The organism is Mesorhizobium escarrei, assembly GCF_935825525.1.
Classification (GTDB): Bacteria; Pseudomonadota; Alphaproteobacteria; order Rhizobiales; family Rhizobiaceae; genus Mesorhizobium; species Mesorhizobium escarrei.
Genome location: NZ_CAKXZT010000157.1, coordinates 81,529 through 101,868, shown reverse-complemented (window position 1 = coordinate 101,868; position 20,340 = coordinate 81,529). Strand labels below are relative to the sequence as shown.

The 20,340-nt window shown below is 60.3% G+C and carries 14 protein-coding genes; 10 read left to right on the top strand and 4 right to left on the bottom strand.

What is annotated here, in order from left to right; all coding sequences use genetic code 11:
- Positions 1-7: 7 nt before the first annotated feature.
- A complete protein-coding gene (locus tag NMG80_RS28860) occupies positions 8-1,525 on the top strand; it encodes an ABC transporter substrate-binding protein (RefSeq protein ID WP_254021250.1) in 1,518 nt (505 codons plus the stop codon).
- Positions 1,526-1,640: 115 nt separating this feature from the next.
- Here NMG80_RS28860 and NMG80_RS28855 read toward each other — a convergent pair whose 3' ends face one another.
- A complete protein-coding gene (locus tag NMG80_RS28855; protein ID WP_254021249.1) occupies positions 1,641-3,392 on the bottom strand; it encodes a peroxidase family protein in 1,752 nt (583 codons plus the stop codon).
- Between the two features lie 547 nt (positions 3,393-3,939).
- Between NMG80_RS28855 and NMG80_RS28850 the strand changes: the two genes are divergently transcribed.
- Together NMG80_RS28850 and NMG80_RS28845 are read left to right on the top strand one after the other, a co-directional pair.
- Positions 3,940-4,356 carry a hypothetical protein gene (locus NMG80_RS28850; protein WP_254021248.1) on the top strand — a complete coding sequence of 139 codons (417 nt, stop codon included), beginning with the start codon at positions 3,940-3,942 and terminating at the stop codon, positions 4,354-4,356.
- 540 nt (positions 4,357-4,896) lie between these two features.
- Positions 4,897-5,079, top strand: coding sequence for a hypothetical protein (locus tag NMG80_RS28845; RefSeq protein WP_254021247.1), 183 nt, complete (start codon positions 4,897-4,899; stop codon positions 5,077-5,079).
- An 82-nt stretch (positions 5,080-5,161) separates the two neighbouring features.
- On the opposite strand, the gene NMG80_RS28840 is transcribed toward NMG80_RS28845, so the two are convergent.
- Together NMG80_RS28840 and NMG80_RS28835 are read right to left on the bottom strand one after the other, a co-directional pair.
- Entirely contained in the window at positions 5,162-8,299 is a 3,138-nt protein-coding gene (locus NMG80_RS28840) for an ATP-binding protein (RefSeq protein WP_254021246.1), read from the bottom strand.
- Positions 8,300-8,993: 694 nt separating this feature from the next.
- Positions 8,994-9,518 (bottom strand): LysR substrate-binding domain-containing protein, encoded by a 525-nt coding sequence (locus NMG80_RS28835; RefSeq protein WP_254021245.1) that lies wholly within the window; start codon positions 9,516-9,518, stop codon positions 8,994-8,996.
- On the opposite strand from NMG80_RS28835, the gene NMG80_RS38015 reads away from it, so the two are divergent.
- Positions 9,413-9,742 carry a zinc-binding dehydrogenase gene (locus NMG80_RS38015; protein WP_436798708.1) on the top strand — a complete coding sequence of 110 codons (330 nt, stop codon included), beginning with the start codon at positions 9,413-9,415 and terminating at the stop codon, positions 9,740-9,742. The genes NMG80_RS28835 and NMG80_RS38015 overlap by 106 nt on opposite strands.
- A gap of 170 nt (positions 9,743-9,912) precedes the next feature.
- Here NMG80_RS38015 and NMG80_RS28825 read toward each other — a convergent pair whose 3' ends face one another.
- Positions 9,913-10,785 (bottom strand): AraC family transcriptional regulator, encoded by an 873-nt coding sequence (locus NMG80_RS28825; RefSeq protein WP_254021243.1) that lies wholly within the window; start codon positions 10,783-10,785, stop codon positions 9,913-9,915.
- A 230-nt stretch (positions 10,786-11,015) separates the two neighbouring features.
- Here NMG80_RS28825 and NMG80_RS28820 point away from each other — a divergent pair, with 230 nt between their 5' ends.
- From NMG80_RS28820 to NMG80_RS28795, 6 genes are all read left to right on the top strand, one after another.
- Positions 11,016-12,488: an alpha-glucosidase/alpha-galactosidase gene (locus NMG80_RS28820; protein ID WP_254021242.1), complete on the top strand. Its 1,473-nt coding sequence runs from the start codon at positions 11,016-11,018 to the stop codon at positions 12,486-12,488.
- A 174-nt stretch (positions 12,489-12,662) separates the two neighbouring features.
- Complete coding sequence (locus NMG80_RS28815; protein ID WP_254021241.1) at positions 12,663-14,747, top strand: ABC transporter substrate-binding protein; 2,085 nt, start codon at positions 12,663-12,665, stop codon at positions 14,745-14,747.
- Between the two features lie 125 nt (positions 14,748-14,872).
- Positions 14,873-15,886, top strand: coding sequence for an ABC transporter permease (locus tag NMG80_RS28810; RefSeq protein WP_254021240.1), 1,014 nt, complete (start codon positions 14,873-14,875; stop codon positions 15,884-15,886).
- Complete coding sequence (locus NMG80_RS28805) at positions 15,883-17,010, top strand: ABC transporter permease (protein ID WP_254021239.1); 1,128 nt, start codon at positions 15,883-15,885, stop codon at positions 17,008-17,010. The genes NMG80_RS28810 and NMG80_RS28805 overlap by 4 nt, the downstream gene beginning before the upstream one ends.
- Positions 17,011-17,023: 13 nt before the next feature.
- On the top strand, positions 17,024-18,694 hold the full coding sequence (locus NMG80_RS28800) for an ABC transporter ATP-binding protein (protein WP_254021303.1): 1,671 nt from the start codon (positions 17,024-17,026) through the stop codon (positions 18,692-18,694).
- A gap of 23 nt (positions 18,695-18,717) precedes the next feature.
- On the top strand, positions 18,718-20,091 hold the full coding sequence (locus tag NMG80_RS28795; RefSeq protein WP_254021238.1) for an alpha-glucosidase/alpha-galactosidase: 1,374 nt from the start codon (positions 18,718-18,720) through the stop codon (positions 20,089-20,091).
- Positions 20,092-20,340: the final 249 nt, after the last annotated feature.

Here is a 20,340-nt window from a genome sequence, read left to right as displayed (position 1 = left end):
AAAAGCAATGAAGAACAAATGGATGAAAGTAGGCTTGGTGGCCATGATGGCCGGCCTGTCGATTGGAACGAGCATCGCAGAGGCGGCGGGTGTGCTGACCATTGGCCGGCGCGAGGACTCGACAACCTTCGATCCGATCAAGACCGCCCAGAACATTGATTTCTGGGTGTTTTCCAACGTCTACGATGTGCTGATCCGCGTCGACAAGTCCGGCAAGTTGCTGGAACCGGGACTTGCGGAAAGCTGGTCGGTCTCCCCGGACGGAACGACCTACACTTTCAAGCTCCGTGATGCCAAGTTCTCGGACGGCTCGCCCATCACCGGCGAAGACGCAGCCCACAGCCTGCTGCGCATCCGCGATGATGGAGGCTCTCTTTGGAGCGATTCCTACCAAGTGATCGATACCGCGACCCAAGGTGAGGACACGCGTACGCTGGTGGTGAAACTGAAGACGCTGTCGGCGCCGTTCCTGGCCTCGCTTGCCATGCCAGGCGCTTCGATCCTGTCCAAGAAGGGACTCGAATCCATGGGGGCCGAAGCCTATGCCGAGAACCCGATCGCTTCGGGCGCTTTCAAGCTCAAGGAGTGGCGCCGCGGCGATCGGGTCATCCTTGAGAGGAACCCCAATTTCTGGGAGGCCAATCGCGTCAAGCTGGACGGCGTGGAGTGGATCTCGGTGCCAGACGACAATACGCGCATGCTGAACGTGCAGGCGGGACAGCTGGACGCCGCGCTCTTCGTGCCGTTCTCCCGCGTGGCCGAACTGAAGAAGGATCCGGAGCTGGTGGTCACGCAGGATGCTTCGACGCGCGAAGATCACCTGCTCATCAATCACGAGCATGGCCTGCTAGCCAAGAAGGAAGTGCGCAAGGCCCTCGATATGGCGATCGACAAGCAGGCGATCGTCGACACGGTAACCTTCGGCCTGGGCGAAATCGCTAACTCCTATATCCCCAAGGGCGCCCTTTATCACGACGACAAGGCGCTTCAGCGTCCTTATGATCCGGAGAAGGCCAAACAGATGTTGGCAGATGCCGGCGCCGCCGACCTGAAGCTGAACTATGTCGTGAACGCCGGCAACGAGGTCGACGAGCAGATCGCGGTCCTGTTGCAGCAGCAGCTTGCCAAGGCCGGCGTGACGGCGAACCTGCAGAAGGTCGACCCGAGCCAGAGTTGGGACAAGCTGGTCGAGGGCGATTACGACCTCTCGGTCATGTACTGGACCTACGACGTCATCGACCCGGACCAGAAAACTACCTTCGTGCTGGGCCACGATTCCAACATGAACTACATGACGCGCTATCAGAACGAGACGGTCAAGAAGCTTGTTGCCGATGCCCGCGTCGAGATGGACCCGGCCAAGCGCGAGGCCATGTACATGGAATTGCAGAAGACGGCCAAGGCCGACGTGCACTGGATCGACCTCTACTACAGCCCCTTCATCAATGTAACGCGCAAGAACATCGAGAACTTCTATCAGAATCCGCTCGGCCGCTTCTTCCTGGAAGACACGGTCAAGAACTGAGATTGCACCCTGCTGCGCGGCGGTTTCATTCCGAGCGCCGCAGGGCCTTGGCCAGAGGCGGTAGAAATTGCAGCGGACCTTTAGCCTGCCATTGGTCCGTACAAGCGTGAGCTTTTCAAGGCTGCGTGACGCCTGCAAAGATAAGCAAGTCGGCGAACGTAAACGTCCCTGACACCTTCGACGGCAGGATTGGCGTGAATCCGCCATTCACATTCAGGAACGAGTTGCCGTCCCGCTTCAGCATACGGACGAATGTCCGGGCAACGATGCGGCCGCCGACTGGTCCGAGGCGGTCGCCGCCGCCAAGCACTGCGGCCTCGCGCAGGACATAGTACCAGAGCGGGGTCTTCTTTAGCAGCACTTGGCCGCCCGCGTTCAACGCGGCGATTTCGTTGGCCGGTAGACCTTGCGTGAGCTGCGCCGATGTCATTGGTTGAACTCGGAAGTGCTTCGCCATGCCCTGACCGCTCGGCAAGCCGAGCGCTAGTCCGCGCTGCAGGTTGCGACGTGCGAGGACCTTCATGATCCCGGTAAAGCTGGGCAGGTTCTCGAGTTCGGACGCGAGCACGCTGTCGATGCGGCGGGCCTTATTGTTCATCGGCACGGGTACCCCCGTGTCGAAGAACGCGTTGAAGTCCACGACCCAACTTGACAGCACCGGCAAGTTCGGATTTCGCGCAAACTTAAACACTTGCGCCATGGTGGCGTTCTGGAATCGGAAGCTCACCCAATAATTGTCACGGACCATACTGTGGCCGAATCGGTAGGCGGCCACGGCAAACTCGACGGGCATGCGGAACGGGCTGTTGATCGGCGCGCTCACAGTGTTGATTGCATTGGTCACCGTCGCGCTGCCGCAAATCCGCGTCAGGAAGTCGTAAACTACAGCCACCTGATAGTGATGTGTCACGAGCCGCTTGGCTTCGGTGAAGATATCGCCGGCGAAGTTCGCGGCGACGAGCAGATCGACGACCTGGTTGTGAAACCGAAGCATTGCGTGATGGAACTGCGTAACGATGAGGTTCTCATCGTTACGGGGATCGCCGATGATCGCCGTATTGGAGGACCCTGCGGGATTCAGCGGGTTGTGGACACGTGGCACGTCGAAGTCCGTTTGCACTTGCATGCCGCTTTCATGGCCTATGTTGCCGGCCGGGCCGCCGGGTCCGGCGTTGCGGTTTGTGCCGAGTTCAAATCTGATTGCTGTCGGGGGACCCGACGAGGGAAAGGCGTAGAGGAATGGCTGCAACGCTGGCCCGTCTCCGTACAGCGAATCGAGGTCCAGCGCCGGCGTCCGCATATTGTGAATGGTCTCGGCGTCGGTCGCGGCATCGAGGCGCGAAGAAACGTCGCGCGTGATGTCGTGATCCACGAACTGCCCGACGTATGTGAAGCCTGCCGGATTGACCGAATCCGGCGATGACTCGCGCCCGGGGTCGGCCATCAAGTCGCCCAGTGTATCGAGGAGCGTCCGGTTCGCCGGCGTAAATTGCAACCGCGTCGCCGCCCTCGTCAGCCAGGACGACATATAACCGAATTTGTCCGCACACGGCGAGGCAAGTGGCAGAAGCGGGAACCAGGCAAGCGACATCTTCGCACCGTGGAAGCTGCGCATTGCCGGCTTGAGGGTGGCGATGGTCTCGCGGATGTCTTCCGGCAACTTGGCGATCGGGACCGCCGCGTCGCTGATGCGGTTCACCGCGGCATACAGTTGCGCTTCGCTGACCGTCGGACTCAGGTTGAACTCGCGGACGCGCGCCGACACTTCCTCGGGCGACATCGCGGCCTTTCTCGCGGCGCCGGACGGAGTGGCTGAGTCCGAGAGCTGAGCCGCGAGAAACGGCTGCGGACTCTCGATGCCGTTCACCGTAAAGGCCTGAACATCCTTTGGTTTTGCAGCGCGCGGTGTTTTGCTAGGGACTCGAGACTTGTTCGCTATCTGACCCTCCTGTCCGATGGAGCTTACCCTTACTAAGCGCTTGGGCAAACACCTCGTGTCGCGCGTTTTCAAGACGCATTCCTTACCACCTAACAAACAGTGCTGAGTACGCATGAAACATACATGAAATATACAGTTGTGTTGCCATGACGTTGCCAGGAATGGCATCATGTGACTGCGTATGCGAAGAATCCTTTAATAACTGCACACAGCAGAGCTAGCCCAAGCGGTTGCATACCGCGCGGGCCATGCACGAAAACCCTGACTTCTGCCCTCGAAGGCAGCCGTTATCTCAAACGAGGAGCATTCTCAGGAACACGATGTCCCTGAGTCATAACGGTTTCAGGAGAGTCCCGTTCAATCAGCAACGCACTGATCTGCCCCGGGTAACACCAGGGTAACACAACCACGCGCTTCCGGCCGGCTTGCACGTCGCTGCTAGTAGAGGGGAGGCGTCTTTGCGGTTCAGGATGAGGTGAACCGCACGATCGTCGATGCTCTCAAGGTGAAGCTAACCGCCGGAGAAGAAGCCCTGCGTGAAACCGCAGAAAGATCGATCCGGAGGCCTACGATCTGCTCGTTCGTGCCCGGCAGGCGGGTTTTGCAGTTGCTCCACGACGAAGCCCGTCAACCGTTTTGTCGCAGGCTTCATTGGCTCGCCCAAAATGAACTTCTTGGCTGGAAGCCTCTTCAGCAGAACAACAAACTGTTCGCCACGCGATTTGAAGAAGCCGCTAGCGAAGTCGCGCGTGTCATCGCCCGACCCCAGCAGTTCGCACGCACGCGTCTTGTCCGCAAGAACGTCGAGATGGCTCTTCCCATGGAAGAGCTGCTCGGCCGTCATCTCAGGCGCGATGATTTTACTAGGCGAGTTGGACAAGATGAGACATAGTTAGCGAGCGGTGAGATCTGCTGCCGCCCATTGAATCCGGGAGCCGCCGGCAGCGATTGGAGGGATATCATGGCAGGAGGCAATTGGGACCCCGTACAGAATATAACTAGTGGACGCGTGGACTTTTCAACAGGGCCGTTGGATCTTACTGGCCTTCCTGGCAACCCGACCGACCCAACGCCGAGATGGGTCGACGCTTGGATTGTCCAGTCGAGCACGGGCAGCGCCCAGACCTACCACGGATCGAAAGGCAGCGGCGCTTTTGCGGTGGCGGGCCACTGGATTGCGAACGTCCGACTCTACAACCGGGGAACATTCCTGCCGGGACCAGCAGTGGGAATAGCTCTTGTTTATTGGAAAGACACCAATAGCAGTAGTAAAGGGTACCTCTGGTGGTCTGAAGATCCAATTGAACTGCAGTAGGCACAGGTGTCGGTGTAGGACGAGTCGCGGCTTCGGATAGGCGGCTCAGTGACTTTAATCCGCTCGTCACCAGCCGCATGTCTGCCCAGTCTCCGACATCGAAGAGGAGGATGCAGAATGAAGGATGTAACGATTACAATGGTGAAGTCGGAAAAAGGCGGCTATCGTATGATAGTCAACGATGACACTGAGACCGAGGAAAATGCCAAGGGGTCGAAAGGCAATGACTCCTTCTTTACTTTCGACAACAAGAGCGACGTCAAAGAGAAGCTCGACGAAATCTTCGGAAAGCTCGAATAGCTGGCTCGCGGCAATCGTTCTAACGAGAACGATATGCCGAGGGCAGTCGAATGGTGCTTTCCGAAGGCTCCAGCCTGAGCAATTATCCCTCTAACCATAACCGAGTCGCGGATGCGGAGACGAGGTTTCTCTTGAGTTGGTAGAGATGCAGCGCCTCGGAGGCGGAATTGACCGCCTCGTCCCCGCGTCCTGAAGCCTTGAACACATGCGACAGGTCCATCAGCGCGTCCGCCCGGTGGTTGATGAAGTCGGTCGTTTCGGCGAGCACCACAGCCTCGCTAGCGAGCGCCTCGGCCTCCTCGAGCTGCGCACGCCTCGCAAGCACCCGAGCACGAACGCCGCGCCAAAGGATCTGCGAGAGCAGGTCGCCCTTCGCGGCCAGTTCAGCGCTCTGCTTCGCCAGGTCCTCGGCCTCCTCGTCGCGCCCCTGTTCCAGGACGGCCCGCGCGAGGAACGCAGCGGTTGTCGGCAGAAACATGCGGTCGCCCATCTCCTGAAGCGCCAGATATCCCTTGCGCAGGCTCTCCTCGGCCACAGCTGGATTCCCGGCGAGCAGCTCGACGACGGCTTCGTTCTGGGATGTTGCCGCGTCGAGCGTGACCTCGAGGTCAGCGTAAACGGCATTGCTCGTTGCAAGCAGCTGCCGGGCGAGGTCGAAGCGGCCAACCATCGCTTGCAGACCGCCCAGGTGACGGAGGATCGCCGCCTCGGACTCTGGGCTCTCACGGACGTCCTCGCGCATTAGCTCGCAGCGCCGAATTCCTTCGTCGGCCGGTGTCGGACCGAACCACAGCGAGGACGCGATCCACGTCAGGATCTCGTTGTAGAGATGCCTATTGCCTGCAACCAAAGCGTGCACGGCCGCGCGTTTCCACGCTTCCGCTGCCGCCTCGGCGCGTGCCTCGTTCCAATAGAACAACGCTTCGAGCCGCCGCGCGTGGCACAAGCCAAGGCTGTCCTTGAAGCGCTCGAATTCCGGAATCACCAAGCCCGTTGCCCGCGCAGCTTCCTCTATCCCGCCCTTCTCGACGTGGAGGAGCCGGAGTAAGTGCTGCTGGACGAGCACGTGCGACGCTGCGCGCTCATCGTTTGCGACAGCAGCCAGCTTCTCCGCCTTCCCGAGCACGTCCTCAGCTTCGGCCAGCCGCCCGCACTCGATCAGTGCTGCGGCTAGTTCGGGAAGAACCATTCTTTGCCGTGAATCCTCGCTGAGCAGTTCGCACACTCGCTGCAGTAGGGCAATCGCGGCGGACCGGTGGCCGCGGGCGAATGCCCGCCGGGCCGCGGCCTCGAACCGCGCGGCTGCCTGGGCCCGGAGCGAAGCAACGCGCGAGTCGCGCGGTTTAAGCGCGGAGCGGCACTCAATGGCCTTCTCGAGGTGATAGCCAACAATCTCGTCAGATTCCCGCAGATGCTCCCTTGGCTTCATCTCAAGCCAGGCGGCGAAGCGTTCGTGCAGGTCGGCCCTCACGTGCTTCGACAGTGAGTTATACGCAGCATCACGTATCAGAACATGACGGAAGCGGTAGGCCTCCTCACCGGAGGGGTCCGAAGCGTCTTGGCGGATTAAATCGCGATGGACAAGCGCGAGCAAGCCATCATCAAGCACCGAATCGAGAGCCGGGCGAGCGAGCTCGGCGACTGCACTCCGATGAAACACCGCGCCTTCGACGGCTGCCGTCGTCAAGATCGCTCGTTCATCGACTGGGAGGCCCTCGAGACGGACGGCTAAGAGCGCGCTAATTGTCGACGGGACTGGCAGCTCGGAGAGATCCGAGCGAGCGACCCAGCAGTTCTCCTTGCGTGTGATCAGCTCCTCATCAACGAGCATTGCCACGAGCTCTTCTACAAAGAACGGGTTACCCTCGGCGGCGCTTGTGATCTTCAACTCGACTGCGGGTGATAGCGGCACATGGTCGAGTAGATTTGAGATCATTTCGCGGCATTCCGCTTCACTCAACGGTTCAAGCTTGATTGTCGTCGCGTTCGGCTTCCCGGCACCCCAACCTTTGCGCTTTTTGCCGTTGCGCTTTTTGAGCAATTCTTCTCGTGCCATGCCGACGATCATTATGGGGAAATCGAGTGAGATATCGACGACATACTCGACCAAGTCTAGGAACGTCGACTCGGCCCAGTGGAGGTCGTCCACCACGATCACCAGCGGTCGTTCTCCCGCTAGCACCTCGAATAGTCGTCGGACGGCCCAGAAAGTCTCCTCACTGAACGCTGGTTCTTGGCCGCCGAACCCGAGCAACTCAGCTACGCGCTCGGCGATGAGTTCGGCCTCGTCGCCCCCACCGAGGCTCTCTGCAATCCTCGCCGCAGACTGCTTGCGAGGGTCCACACCCTCAGCTCCCGTGATATCCCGAATAATATCTGCAAGCGGCCAATAGGTAATGCCTTCGCCGTAGGGCAGGCAGCGGCCGCGCGCGACAATCACATCGTCCGAAAGACTTCCGGCGAATTCCGAAACAAGCCGCGACTTTCCTACGCCCTTCTCGCCCAGCACGGTCAACAGGCGGCAGGTTTTATTTTCGAACACGTCCCGACGAAAAATGGTCTCGATCCTCGCACGCTGGCGCTTGCGTCCGACGAACGGCGCCTCGAAGCGGCGTTGAAAGCCGGAGGCGCGGGCGATGACATTTACCACGACAATGGCAGGGAACTTCTCGCCGTGCTTGAGCGCGCGCGGGCTGCTAGACTTTACAACAACGGCGTGGCCTACCAGCTTATGGGTTGCCTCTCCAATCAGGATTTCGTTGGGCGCCGCGGCCTCCTGCAGACGCTTGGCAATACGCACAGCCTCGCCAGTGAGAAATCGATGTCCCTGCCTGTCGTCGCCAGTAAAGACCTCCCCGGTGTTGAGGCCAATCCGATGAGCCAGCTGAACGCCCCAAACCGTCTCAATCTCGTGGTTGAGTGTCGCAAGTGTGTCGCGCATCTCGACAGCGGCGGATACCGCCCGTAGGGCGTCATCCTCGTGAAGCATCGGCACGCCAAACGCGGCCATGATCTCGTCACCGACGTACCGCTCCACGATTCCACCGTGCCGCTGGATAATGGAGCTCATCTCGTCAAAGTATCGGGCGAGCAGGTTCTGGAGCGCCTCCGGATCGAGGGTGAGGCTAAGGCGTGACGAATCTACGATGTCGGCGAAGAGAATTGTTATCGTCTTCCGAACGTCTTGTGCCGGCTTTCGCTCAGGCTCAGGCCCGGCCATCACTATGGCCTTCGGCTTGGTAAGATTTCGCGCTCGGCTGTCTGATCGCTAGCCATTCCACCAACTCGCGCACTTCCGCCTCGGCGGATTTCAAGCTTATCATAAGCTCCGGGATGTTAAACTCCATGTGAGCCTTCGATCTGTTCGAGGGCTCGTGGGGTACGCTAGCACCCGTTCCCCTAGCATTCCAGCGGCGTGCACGATCATGTCCCGTGGAGTGGTGTAGCTGACGGCCTGGCCGCCGCGCTCTCCGGCATGGCCAGAAGATCAGCGTGCCACGGGACATGATCCGCAGTTAGCTGACGAGCGTATCTTCCATGTGGCGCGAACTTCCAGCGGACGACCGGATCGAGATCGCGATAAATGGCGACAAAGGCTTACGTTTCACTGGCGGCGGAGGGCGATCTGCTTGAGCCGCCGTCGCAATCCGAAGTGTGCACGTTGTCTGGGTAACATCCAAATCGCCCTTAAGCGCAGCTTATGTCCGCTTCTGCAGTCGGTCTTCCGAGAGAAGCCAGTCCGTTGACGACCCCAACTTGCGTAATCGCCTGCTTCAGCCTGACCGATCGAACTGGTCATCGGCCCAATGCAGGATTCGTCAGAGGCAGAACACTGGTTCGTTGGCGCAATAGCAACGAACTGAGCACTCCGAATCGCCTGGCCCAACGACCAGTCATGGCGCGGCTCGCTCTGGTTAAGGTTCTTTCTTCCGCAGGTCTTTGACGACATCGAGAAACGCCCGCAGTGCGGGCGGTACGGCTCGATGTCCGGGATAGTAAACCGCAACTTCTTCCGCAGCGGGCATCCACGCGGTCAGGACCTTGCGCAGCCGGCCGTCGGACAAGGCCGCTTCGGCGGCCCAATCGGCCACGTAGGCGAAGCCCAGATCCTCTATTGCGGCTTCGACCATCAGTTCCTCGTCGTCGAGGACGATGGGGCCGTTTGCCTCGATCACGAGTTCCTGGCCGGCGCGTTCGAACTCCCATCGGTAAAGCTTGCCGCTGGGCATACGGTGGCCGATGCTATGGTGGCGTTGCAATTCCTCGGGGGTTCCGGGGTCACCAAAGCGATCGAGGTAGGCGGGCGACGCGACACAGATGAACCTCAACCGGCGTGCAAGCGGCACGGCGATCATGTCCTTGGGGACCGATCCGAGGAGGCGCACGCCGGCATCGAACCCGCTGGAGCGCTGGGCAGATACGCGATCGGCGCTGCGCAACTGGAAGCGATGATCAGTCGAAACCAGTCGCTAAGAGGGATGCCCTGCTGCCGCTGCTTTCTGCCGATGGCCTCAGGGCCAGCCTGTCGGAGCTTTTCCACCTGGCCGCCGGCGGCCAGCTTGCCGTGACGCAAGGCGGCCGCTATCCGCTCGACCAGGCCAACGAAGCGCATCGCCTGCTGGAGGAGCGCCGCTCGACCGGCAAGGTCGTGCTGATACCTTGAGTGGTGTGGTCGATTACTCCGTACCGGCCGATCGTCGAACTTGTCCGCCTTGCGCCTGATATCGGACGTCGAGATCAGCTTTGGCGCCTCCTGAAACCCGATGTCCGCGTGACCAAATTGACGGTCTCTCTCGCGCTAAAAGCAGCCATCAAAGGGGTGACAGGTCAGCGCTATTTGTCATCCGTCCAAAATCTGCCCTGCTGATAACCGGCGCTTGCATACATGCCAGTGGTTCTGAATTCTGTCGGACTGACGCCGAAGCCACGTCGGAATACCTTGGCGAAGTAGTTGGGATCCTCGAAGCCGCACATGCCGGAAATATCCTTCACCGGAAGGTCGGCGGACATGGTCAGTAGCTTTGCGGCGCGGTCGAGGCGTCTGTTGAGGACGAACTCAGCCGGAGGAATACCTTCATGCGCCGCGAACACACGCGAGAAATGCGCGCGACTGAGACCGGAAAGCCGCGCCAGCTCATCGACCGGCAACGGCAGATGCAGATGCGCACCGATATAGTCAGTCACCTGACGCACTACTGAATTCTCCGCCACGTCATTTCCGTGCAGTTCGAACACGTCGTCATAGAGTGCCATGGCCGCCTCGTAGGAAATTGCCGAGGCGCGTGCCGGCGTTGACCCGTCGCCTTTGACCAGCCGGTAGGCGCAGTCGGCCAGATTATCGACGGTCGCTGCCCGCAGGCTGAGCACCGGTCCTTTCGTTGCCAGGACCTCTCTATGGATTCGCAACGCTTCCGCCCCATGCATCGATATCCAGAAGAATTCCCAGCGCCCGCCCTTTTCGACCCAGTAGCGGTGCGAATGCGGAACAACCAACAGCATCGTCTCGCCCGGAGCGATGCGGTACGACCTGGTTCCGTAACGCAGGTTTCCGGTGCCGCTGATGGTGTGCTGCATAACTGTGAACGGCGTCTGCCCGCGCCTGCGGCCATCCCAGCTGTAGCCGGCATCCGTTCTCACGTCGTAGCCGGTGCTCGTCGGCATGGTGTGCAATCGCTGCCGAGCGCGCGGCAGAGAAATCATCTTCATCACCGGTCCAAGGTCGACAAGTTTTTGCAGCACAAAATTACCCTACAAAGCACATCTACGCCCTACCGGAGGGACGTGATCTTACGCATACTGACCAAAAAACAAAAGAGATGAGGATGAAACCCGGTTGCACGCCGCTTGGTTGCGTGTCTTCCGAATAACACGCCTAGACCGGATTTCCACGAACCGATTTTACCTATCGGCCCAGTCCGCTTGCAGAGAAGGTTCGAATGAGCAGATTTAAGATCGCAATCATCGGCGCGGGCAGCGTCGGTTTCACCAAGAAGCTGTTCACGGACATTTTGTGTGTGCCGGAGCTAGGCGACATCGAGTTCGCACTGACCGACATCAGCGAGCACAATCTCAAGATGATCGAGTCAATTCTCCTGCGGATCGTCAAGTCGAGCCAGCTTCCTGCACGGGTGACCGCGACGACGGACCGCCGCAAGGCGATCGAGGGCGCGCGCTACATCATTAGCTGTGTGCGCGTCGGAGGTCTCGCCGCCTATGCCGACGATATCCGCATCCCCTTGAAATATGGCGTCGACCAGTGCGTCGGCGATACGATCTGCGCCGGTGGCATTCTCTACGGCCAGCGCAACATCCCGGTCATTCTGGATTTCTGCAAGGACATTCGCGAACTGGCCGAGCCAGGCGCGAAATTCCTGAATTATGCCAACCCGATGGCGATGAACACCTGGGCGGCGATCGAATTCGGCAAGGTCGATACGGTCGGTCTCTGCCATGGGGTCCAGCATGGGGCCGAGCAGATCGCCGAGATCCTCGGCGCCGCGGAAGGCGAGCTCGACTATGTCTGCTCCGGCATCAACCACCAGACCTGGTTCGTCGACGTTCGCGTCAAGGGCCGCAAGATCGGCAAGGATGAGCTCGTCGCCGCCTTCGAGGCGCATCCGGTCTTCTCGCGGCAGGAGAAACTCAGGATCGACGTGTTGAAGCGCTTCGGCGTCTATTCGACCGAAAGTAACGGCCACCTGTCGGAATATCTGCCCTGGTACCGCAAACGGCCTGAGGAGACTGCCAAGTGGATCGACATGTCGGACTGGATCCACGGCGAAACCGGCGGTTATCTGCGCTATTCGACCGAAACCCGGAACTGGTTCGAAACCGAGTTCCCGCAATTTCTCGAAGATGCGGGAAAGCCCTTCGATCCCGGACGCCGCTCGAACGAGCACGCCAGCCACATACTGGAGGCGCTCGAGACCGGTCGGGTCTATCGCGGGCACTTCAACGTCAAGAACGACGGCGTCATCACCAATCTTCCGTCCGATGCAATCATCGAATCGCCTGGTTTCGTCGATCGCTTCGGCATCAACATGGTGGCCGGCATCACGCTTCCGCAAGCCTGCGCCGCGACCTGCATTTCGTCGATTAATGTCCAGCGCATGTCCGTCCACGCGGCAATCTCCGGCGACATCGACCTCCTGAAACTGGCCGTGCTGCACGATCCGCTGGTTGGCGCCATCTGCACGCCGGAAGAGGTCTGGCAGATGGTCGACGAGATGGTTGTGGCGCAAGCGCAATGGCTGCCGCAATACGCCCATGCGATCGACGGCGCCAAGGAGCGGCTGAGCCGCGCGACCGTAAAAACGCGGGAATGGAAGGGCGTCGCCCGCCGCGAGGTTCGCTCGATCGAAGAGATCAGGGCCGAAAAGGAAGCCATGAAATTGCACGCGGCCGGCTGAGACATTGGCCGCGATGTTCCGGAAAACCGGCGGACGGGATCGCGCCTCGGCGAATGCGCCCGGGCAAGCACGGCACTGCCATCTGAGAAAGCGGAATACCGCTTCGTTCGATGCTTGTAGGAGGAGAGCCATGCCATCGCGGCAGGCCTGAAGCATAAGGGAGAAACCAGGACAATGAACATTTTTGGCCGCATGAAAACCGTCGCCGCGCTTCTGTTTGGCGTATCGGCGTTCGCGATCCAGGCCTCGGCCTCCGAGCCGACGATCGTGCCGGAACAGCCGCCGTTTCCGGCGCAAGGCAAGATCACTTACGTGCCGCGCGACTCGATCCTCGAGTTCAAGACGTTGCCGGAATATCGCGAACCGGAATGGGTCACCGAAAAATTCGTCAAGACCGGCAAGCTGCCTCCGGTTGCCGAACGCCTGCCGAAGGAACCGATGGTCTTCAAGACGGGAAACATGCCTGACGGAACAGGCGTCTATGGCGACACGATGCGCCACGTCGTCGGCGGCCGGCCGGAAGGCTGGAACTACAGCGCCGGGCAGACGCAAGGCTGGGGCGGCGTTGACATTGCGATGTTCGAATGCCTGACGCGCACCGCGCCGCTCTTCCAGGTCGATGCCAAGGATGTCGAGCCGCTGCCCAATCTTGCCAAGAGCTGGGAGTGGTCGGAAGACGGCCACACGCTGACGATGAAGTTGATCGAAGGCGCAAAGTGGTCCGACGGAGATCCCTTCGACGCCGATGACGTGATGTTTTATTGGGACGACAATGTCGTCGATCCGAACGTCTCGCCGCTGAACGGTGCAACACCAGAAACGTTCGGAGACGGCACCACCCTGAAGGCGATTGACAAATATACGATCGAATGGACGTTTAAGGACGCGTTCCCGCGCCAGCATCTCTATGCGATGGCCTATGGAACCTTCTGCCCCGGCCCCTCGCACATTTTGAAGACCAAGCATCCGAAATATGCAGGCACAACCTATGACGAGTACAAGAACGGCTTTCCGCCGGAATACTTGAATATGCCCGTCATGGGCGCCTGGGTGCCTATCGAATACCGTTCGGACGACGTTATCGTGCTTCGCCGCAATCCTTACTATTGGAAGGTGGACGAAGAGGGAAATCAACTGCCCTATCTCAACGAACTGCACTACAAGCTTTCGACTTGGGCCGATCGCGACGTGCAGGCGATCGCCGGGTCCGGCGATATCTCGAACCTGGAGCAACCGGAAAATTTCGTAGAATCGCTGAAGCGCGCCGCACAGGAAACGGCTCCCGCGCGGCTGGCCTTTGGCGCCCGTCTGATCGGCTACAATCTGCGCATGAACTTTTCAGCCAATGGCTGGGGCGAGCCGGACGAGCGGGCGCAAGCCGTGCGCGAGCTCAACCGCAACGTCGATTTCCGTAAGGCCGTGACCATGGCCATCGATCGGAAGAAACTCGGCGAATCCCTCGTCAAAGGACCCTTCACCGCGATCTATCCCGGCGGCATTTCCTCTGGCACGAGCTTCTATGATCGCGCCTCGACGGTGTACTATCCGTTCGATCTGGAAGGCGCCAAGGCGCTGCTGGAGAAGGTCGGGTTGAAGGACACGGATGGCAACGGCGCCGTCAACTTCCCGGCCGGTACAGCTGGCGGCTCGGACGTACAGATCGTGCTTCTCGTGAATTCCGACTACAGCACCGATCGCAATCTCGCAGAAGGTCTGGTCGGCCAGATGGAACAGCTTGGCCTCAAGGTCGTGCTGAACACAATCGATGGCGCGAAGCGCGACGCAACGCAGTACGCCGGGCGCTTCGACTGGCTTGTTCGCCGCAACGAGCAGGAACAGACCTCAGTTGTGCAGAACACGACCCAGCTTGCTCCGGTCGGCCCGCGCACGAGCTGGCATCATCGGGCGGGAACGGACGGATCGGTCGATCTGATGCCCTTCGAGCAGGAGATGGTGGACATCGTCAACAAGTTCATCGCCAGCAACGACAATGACGAGCGGGCCGAACTGATGAAGCAGTTCCAGAAAGTCTCGACGACCAACCTCGATACGATCGGCCTGACGGAATATCCGGGCGCGCTCATCATCAACAAGCGTTTTTCCAACATTCCGGAGGGGACGCCGATCTTCATGTTCAACTGGGCCGAGGACACGATCATCCGCGAGCGGGTCTTCGTCGCCGCCGACAAGCAGGGCGACTACGAGCTGTTCCCCGAGCAGCTTCCCGGCAAGCCCGGTGAACGCGGTACGACCAACTGACCGCAGTCGATTTTCTCCTCCGGCGGCATCCGCCGGAGGGGAGGTTCCGAATTGAACCGTGGAGGTGCCGCGCCTCGTGAAGGAGCAGCAGATCGCCACGAGCCACAAGAGAAGCAAACACGGCCATGTTCAGATTTCTGCTTGTGCGCATCGCCTCGGCGGTTCCGGTCCTCTTCGTCCTGAGCGTCGTGACGTTCGCAATCATCCAGGCGCCGCCGGGCGACTACAGCGACTATATCCGCTCGCAACTGATCAACCAGGGCGGCGCGTCTTTCGAGGAGGCCGACGCCCAGGCGCAGGCCTACAAGGTCGCCCACGGGCTCAATAAGCCCTTGCCCCTCCAGTACGTCAACTGGATCACCGGCATCGTCACCCGCGGCGATTTTGGCCACAGCCTGTTCTACAACAAGCCTGTTGCCGACGTGGTCGGCGAGCGATTGCCCCGCACCCTGGCGCTGGCGCTCGTCTGCCACATACTGGCGTCGGTGATCGGCATCACCTTCGGCGTTCTGGCGGCAACCCGGCAATATTCCTGGGTGGACAGCCTGCTGTCGGGCATCTCGTTTCTCGGCATGACGATACCGCGATTCCTGATGGCGCTGATCATCGTCTATATCCTGGTGTTCCACTTCAATGTCACTGAGATCAACAGTTTCCATTCCGCTCGCTACGGCGGGGCGCCCTGGTCGTGGGGCAAGTTCGTCGATCTGGTCAAGCATGTCTGGCCGGTCATCGCGATCGCCACTTTGGGCGGGCTCGCCTACAACATGCGCGTCATGCGGGGCAATCTTCTCGATACGCTGAACGCCCAATATGTCGAAACGGCTCGGGCCAAGGGCCTGAGCGAGGGCGCCGTGGTCATGCGCCACGCCGTGCCGAACGCGCTGCATCCGCTCGTCATGTATCAGGGCGTCGTGCTGCCCTACATGCTGACCGGCGAGATCGAGACCGCGATCATCTTCGCCCTGCCGACGGTCGGCCCGGCCATCGTCGGCTCGATGTGGGTCGGCGACGTCTATGTCACGGCGACCTTCATGCTGGTTCTGTCGGTGACGCTGATCGTCGGCAACATCATCGCCGACATGCTGCTTGCAGCGCTCGACCCGCGGGTTCGCCTTGGGGGAGGGGCCGACGCATGAAAGCCGACGTCCAATCCGTAGTCTGCGCCTCCGTGCCGCCGGCCAAAGGCAATGGCAACGAAACCTATACCGCGCTCGTCTGGCGCCGTCTGAAGCGATCCTGGACCGGCATGATAGGGCTGATCCTTGTCTGCCTCCTGATGATCATGACGATATTCGCGGAGTTCTTCGCACCCGTCGATCCGAAGTTGACCGGCGTCGGTTTCGCGCCGCCGCAGACCATCAGCATGACGGACCGCAACGGCAATTTCGTTTTTCCGCCGCGCACCTATCAAATTCGTGAGACAGAAGAACTTGATCCCGTCACGTTCCAGCCGATCGTCGGCCCCGACTACGATAACCCGCAGACGCTCGGCTTTTTCGTCAAAGGGTTCGGATACAGGCTTTTCGGACTGATCCCGGCGCAGCGGCATTTCTTCGGCGCCACCGACGGAAGCCCGGTCAATTTCCTCGGCACCGACAAATTCGGCCGCGATGTGCTGTCGCGCATCATCTACGGCTCGCGCATTTCGCTGATGATCGCCCTGACCGTGGTGTTCATCATCACGGTAGTCGGCACGACGGTCGGCATGGTGTCCGGATATTTCGGCGGAAGGTTCGACGCATGGGTGCAGCGCTTCGTCGAGCTGGTGCTCGCCTTTCCGCAACTGCCGCTTTATCTCGCGCTCACCTCGCTGATTCCGGTGACGGCGCCGACCAATGTCTTCCTCGCGTTCGTCATCTTCGTCATGTCGGCGCTCGGCTGGGCACAGCTGTCGCGCGAAGTTCGAGGCAAGACGCTGGCGCTGGCGCGGATCGACTATGTGCGGGCGGCGATGGCGATCGGCGCAACCGACCGCCGGATCATCTTTCAGCACATTTTCCCCAACGTCATGAGCCACGTCATCGTCGCTGTCACGCTGGCGATCCCCAATGTCGTGCTGCTTGAATCCTTCCTCGGCTTCCTCGGCTTCGCGGTGAAGCCGCCGCTGATCTCCTGGGGGCTGATGCTGCAGGATACCGCGACATACTCCGTCATCGGGTCCTATCCCTGGATCCTTGCCCCCGTGGGTTTCGTGCTGGTCACCGTCTTTGCGTTCAATGCGCTGGGCGATGGTCTTCGCGATGCCGTCGATCCCTATTGAGAAGGCCGGCACCATGGCTCTGACGGAAAAGACCTCGATGGCGCCGGACGAACGTCACGATCATGCGGTGAGGACCGGCAGTCCGATCATCGACGCCCGCAATGTCGCGGTGACCTTCAAGGTGGAAGGCGGAACGGTCGACGCGGTCAAGGATGTGTCCTTTCAGCTCTATCGCGGCGAGACCATCGCTGTGGTGGGTGAATCCGGCTCCGGCAAGTCGGTGACGGCGCGCACGGTCATGGGCCTGCTCACCAAGCGCGCCACCGTGGCCGTGCACTCGCGGATCGAATATGATGGCAAGAACGTCCTGAAATTCTCCGACCGGCAGCGCCGGGCGCTGCGCGGCGACCGCATTTCGATGATATTCCAGGAGCCGATGAGCTCGCTCAATCCGGTCTACACGGTCGGCGCGCAGATCATCGAGGCGATCCGCATTCATCAGAAGATGAGCCGCAGGCAAGCTGCGGAGCGTACGCTGGAGCTGTTGCGGCAGGTGCAGATTCCGGACCCGGAAAGCCGCTTCAACCAATATCCGCACCAGCTTTCAGGCGGTCAGCGCCAGCGCGTCATGATCGCCATGGCGCTCGCCAATAATCCGGACGTACTCATCGCCGACGAACCCACGACGGCACTCGACGTCACCGTGCAGGCGCAGATCCTCAACCTCATCCGTGATCTGCAGCAGAAGCTCGGCATGGCGGTAATCCTGATCACCCACGACCTGACAGTCGTTCGCCAGTTTTCCGACTACGTCTATGTCATGAGCCAGGGCGAGGTGAAGGAGCACAACACCACTGAAGCGCTCTTCAAGAACCCGCAGCATCCCTATACGCGCCATCTTCTGGCGTCCGAACCAAAGGGCATGGCCAATCCGACGCCGGTGGACTCAGCCATCATTCTCGAGGGCAGCAATGTGCGGGTGTCGTTCATGCTAAAGCATGGCGGGTTCTTCAAGCCGCGGCTCAAGGAACTCGTCGCCGTCGACAACCTCAGCCTAAAGCTTCACCGGCACGAAACGCTGGGGCTGGTCGGCGAATCCGGGTCCGGCAAGACGACGTTCGGGCAGGCGCTGGTGAAGCTCCTGACGGCCGACGGCGGCGAAATCTTCTTCGACGGCGAACCGATCCACGGCAGGACACGTGACCAGATGCGGCCGCTCAGATCGCGCATGCAGGTCGTCTTTCAGGATCCGTTCTCCTCGCTCAATCCGCGCATGTCGGTCGGCCAGATCATCGAGGAGGGGCTGATCGTCAATCGGCTAGGCGACAACAAAAGTGATCGGTTGCAGCGCGTGGAGCAGGCGCTTGTCAGCGCCGGGCTTCCGCACAACATCCTGTCGCGCTTTCCGCACGAGTTTTCCGGCGGACAGCGCCAGCGCATCGCCATTGCGCGGGCAATCGCGCTCGAGCCGGAATTCATCCTGCTCGACGAGCCGACCTCGGCGCTCGATCTCTCCGTTCAGGCCCAGATCATCGACCTCCTGCGCAAACTGCAGGACGAGCGCGGTCTGAGCTATCTCTTCATTTCCCACGATCTCAAGGTCGTACGCGCGCTCTGTCATCGGGTCGTGGTGATGCAGCACGGTAAAATCGTCGAGGAGGGACCCGTCGACGAGGTTCTTTCCCATCCGAGGACCGCCTACACCGAACGGCTCGTCAAGGCCGCGTTCGAGGTAGCCGCATAAATCGCAAACAAGAGGCGCAATTCATGACGAGACAACCCAGAATCACGTTCATTGGGGCCGGTTCCACCGTCTTCATGAAGAATGTCATCGGCGATGTGCTGCAGCGGCCGTCTCTTTCGGGCGCTACCATCGCGCTGATGGACGTCAATCCGCAGCGCCTCGAAGAAAGCGAGATCGTCGCCGGAAAGCTGGTCAAGACGCTTGGCGCTGCGGCGACCGTCGAGACGCATTCCAGCCAGCGCAAGGCCCTGGAAGGCGCGGACTTCGTGGTCGTTGCCTTCCAGATCGGCGGCTACGAGCCCTGCACGGTCACCGATTTCGAGGTGCCGAAGAAATACGGCCTGCGCCAGACGATCGCCGATACGCTCGGCGTCGGCGGCATCATGCGGGGTTTGCGCACCGTGCCGCATCTCTGGCAAATCTGCGAAGACATGATGGCAATCTGCCCCGACGCCATCCTCCTGCAATACGTCAACCCGATGGCGATCAATACTTGGGCGATTGCGGAAAAGTATCCGCTCATCAAGCAGGTCGGTCTCTGCCATTCGGTGCAGGGAACGGCTTTCGAGCTCGCCCGCGATCTCGAAATCCCGCTCGAGGAAATCCGTTACCGCGCCGCCGGCATCAACCACATGGCCTTCTACTTGAAATTCGAGCATCGGCAGGCCGATGGCAGCTACCGCGACCTTTATCCGGATCTCGTGCGCGGCTACCGCGACGGGCGTTTTCCGAAACCCAGCCACTGGAATCCGCGCTGCCCGAACAAGGTGCGCTACGAGATGCTGACCCGCCTCGGCTATTTCGTCACCGAAAGCTCGGAGCATTTCGCCGAATACACGCCCTATTTCATCAAGGACGGCAGGCCCGATCTGATCGAGAAATTCGGCATTCCGCTCGATGAATATCCCACGCGCTGCATCGAGCAGATCGAGCGTTGGAAAGGGCAGGCGGCCGCCTACCGGAGCGCCGAGAACATCGAGATCGAGGAGAGCCATGAATATGCTTCCTCGATCATGAACTCGGTCTGGACCGGCGAGCCCTCCGTTATTTACGGCAATGTCCGCAACAATGGCTGCATTACCTCGCTGCCGGAAAATTGCGCGGCCGAAGTGCCGTGCCTGGTCGATGCGTCCGGTATCCAGCCGACCTTCATCGGCGCCTTGCCGCCGCAATTGACGGCGCTCATCCGTACCAATGTCAATGTGCAGGAACTGACTGTCGCGGCCTTGATGACGGAAAACCGCGAGCATCTTTATCACGCGGCGATGATGGATCCGCATACCGCCGCCGAGCTCGATCTCGACCAGATCTGGTCGCTGGTCGACGACCTGCTCGCCGCGCACCGCGACTGGATTCCGGAGTGGGCGCGGATCTCGAAAAACGTGCAGGCGGCGTAAGGACGGAACGGCTCTGGTTTGGAACTCCTGCACTGGCGGCCGGGCTCAAGCTAGATGTGGAGCCTCAAAAGGTTGTCCTCGGCGAGGGCGAGTCTGCTGATGGGCGGTTTTGATTTTCTCGACCATGTCGCGTCAGACGGGCATTCTTGGGGATGCCCATTCGGTGCTCCGAGAATCGCTAAAGCTTCAGCAACTTCAGCTTCAAGAGCTTCGTCGCGGAATTTTCAACACTATCGGTCAGGTCACGAC

Excerpts from the sequence above, each read along its gene's own strand:
- NMG80_RS28840 (WP_254021246.1), bottom strand. The coding sequence starts at position 8,299 with ATGGCCGGGCCTGAGCCTGAGCGAAAGCCGGCACAAGACGTTCGGAAG.
- NMG80_RS28810 (WP_254021240.1), top strand. The coding sequence starts at position 14,873 with ATGTTCAGATTTCTGCTTGTGCGCATCGCCTCGGCGGTTCCGGTCCTC.
- NMG80_RS28815 (WP_254021241.1), top strand. The coding sequence starts at position 12,663 with ATGAACATTTTTGGCCGCATGAAAACCGTCGCCGCGCTTCTGTTTGGC.
- NMG80_RS28825 (WP_254021243.1), bottom strand. The coding sequence starts at position 10,785 with ATGAAGATGATTTCTCTGCCGCGCGCTCGGCAGCGATTGCACACCATG.
- NMG80_RS28860 (WP_254021250.1), top strand. The coding sequence starts at position 8 with ATGAAGAACAAATGGATGAAAGTAGGCTTGGTGGCCATGATGGCCGGC.
- NMG80_RS28805 (WP_254021239.1), top strand. The coding sequence starts at position 15,883 with ATGAAAGCCGACGTCCAATCCGTAGTCTGCGCCTCCGTGCCGCCGGCC.
- NMG80_RS28820 (WP_254021242.1), top strand. The coding sequence starts at position 11,016 with ATGAGCAGATTTAAGATCGCAATCATCGGCGCGGGCAGCGTCGGTTTC.
- NMG80_RS28800 (WP_254021303.1), top strand. The coding sequence starts at position 17,024 with ATGGCTCTGACGGAAAAGACCTCGATGGCGCCGGACGAACGTCACGAT.
- NMG80_RS28795 (WP_254021238.1), top strand. The coding sequence starts at position 18,718 with ATGACGAGACAACCCAGAATCACGTTCATTGGGGCCGGTTCCACCGTC.
- NMG80_RS28845 (WP_254021247.1), top strand. The coding sequence starts at position 4,897 with ATGAAGGATGTAACGATTACAATGGTGAAGTCGGAAAAAGGCGGCTAT.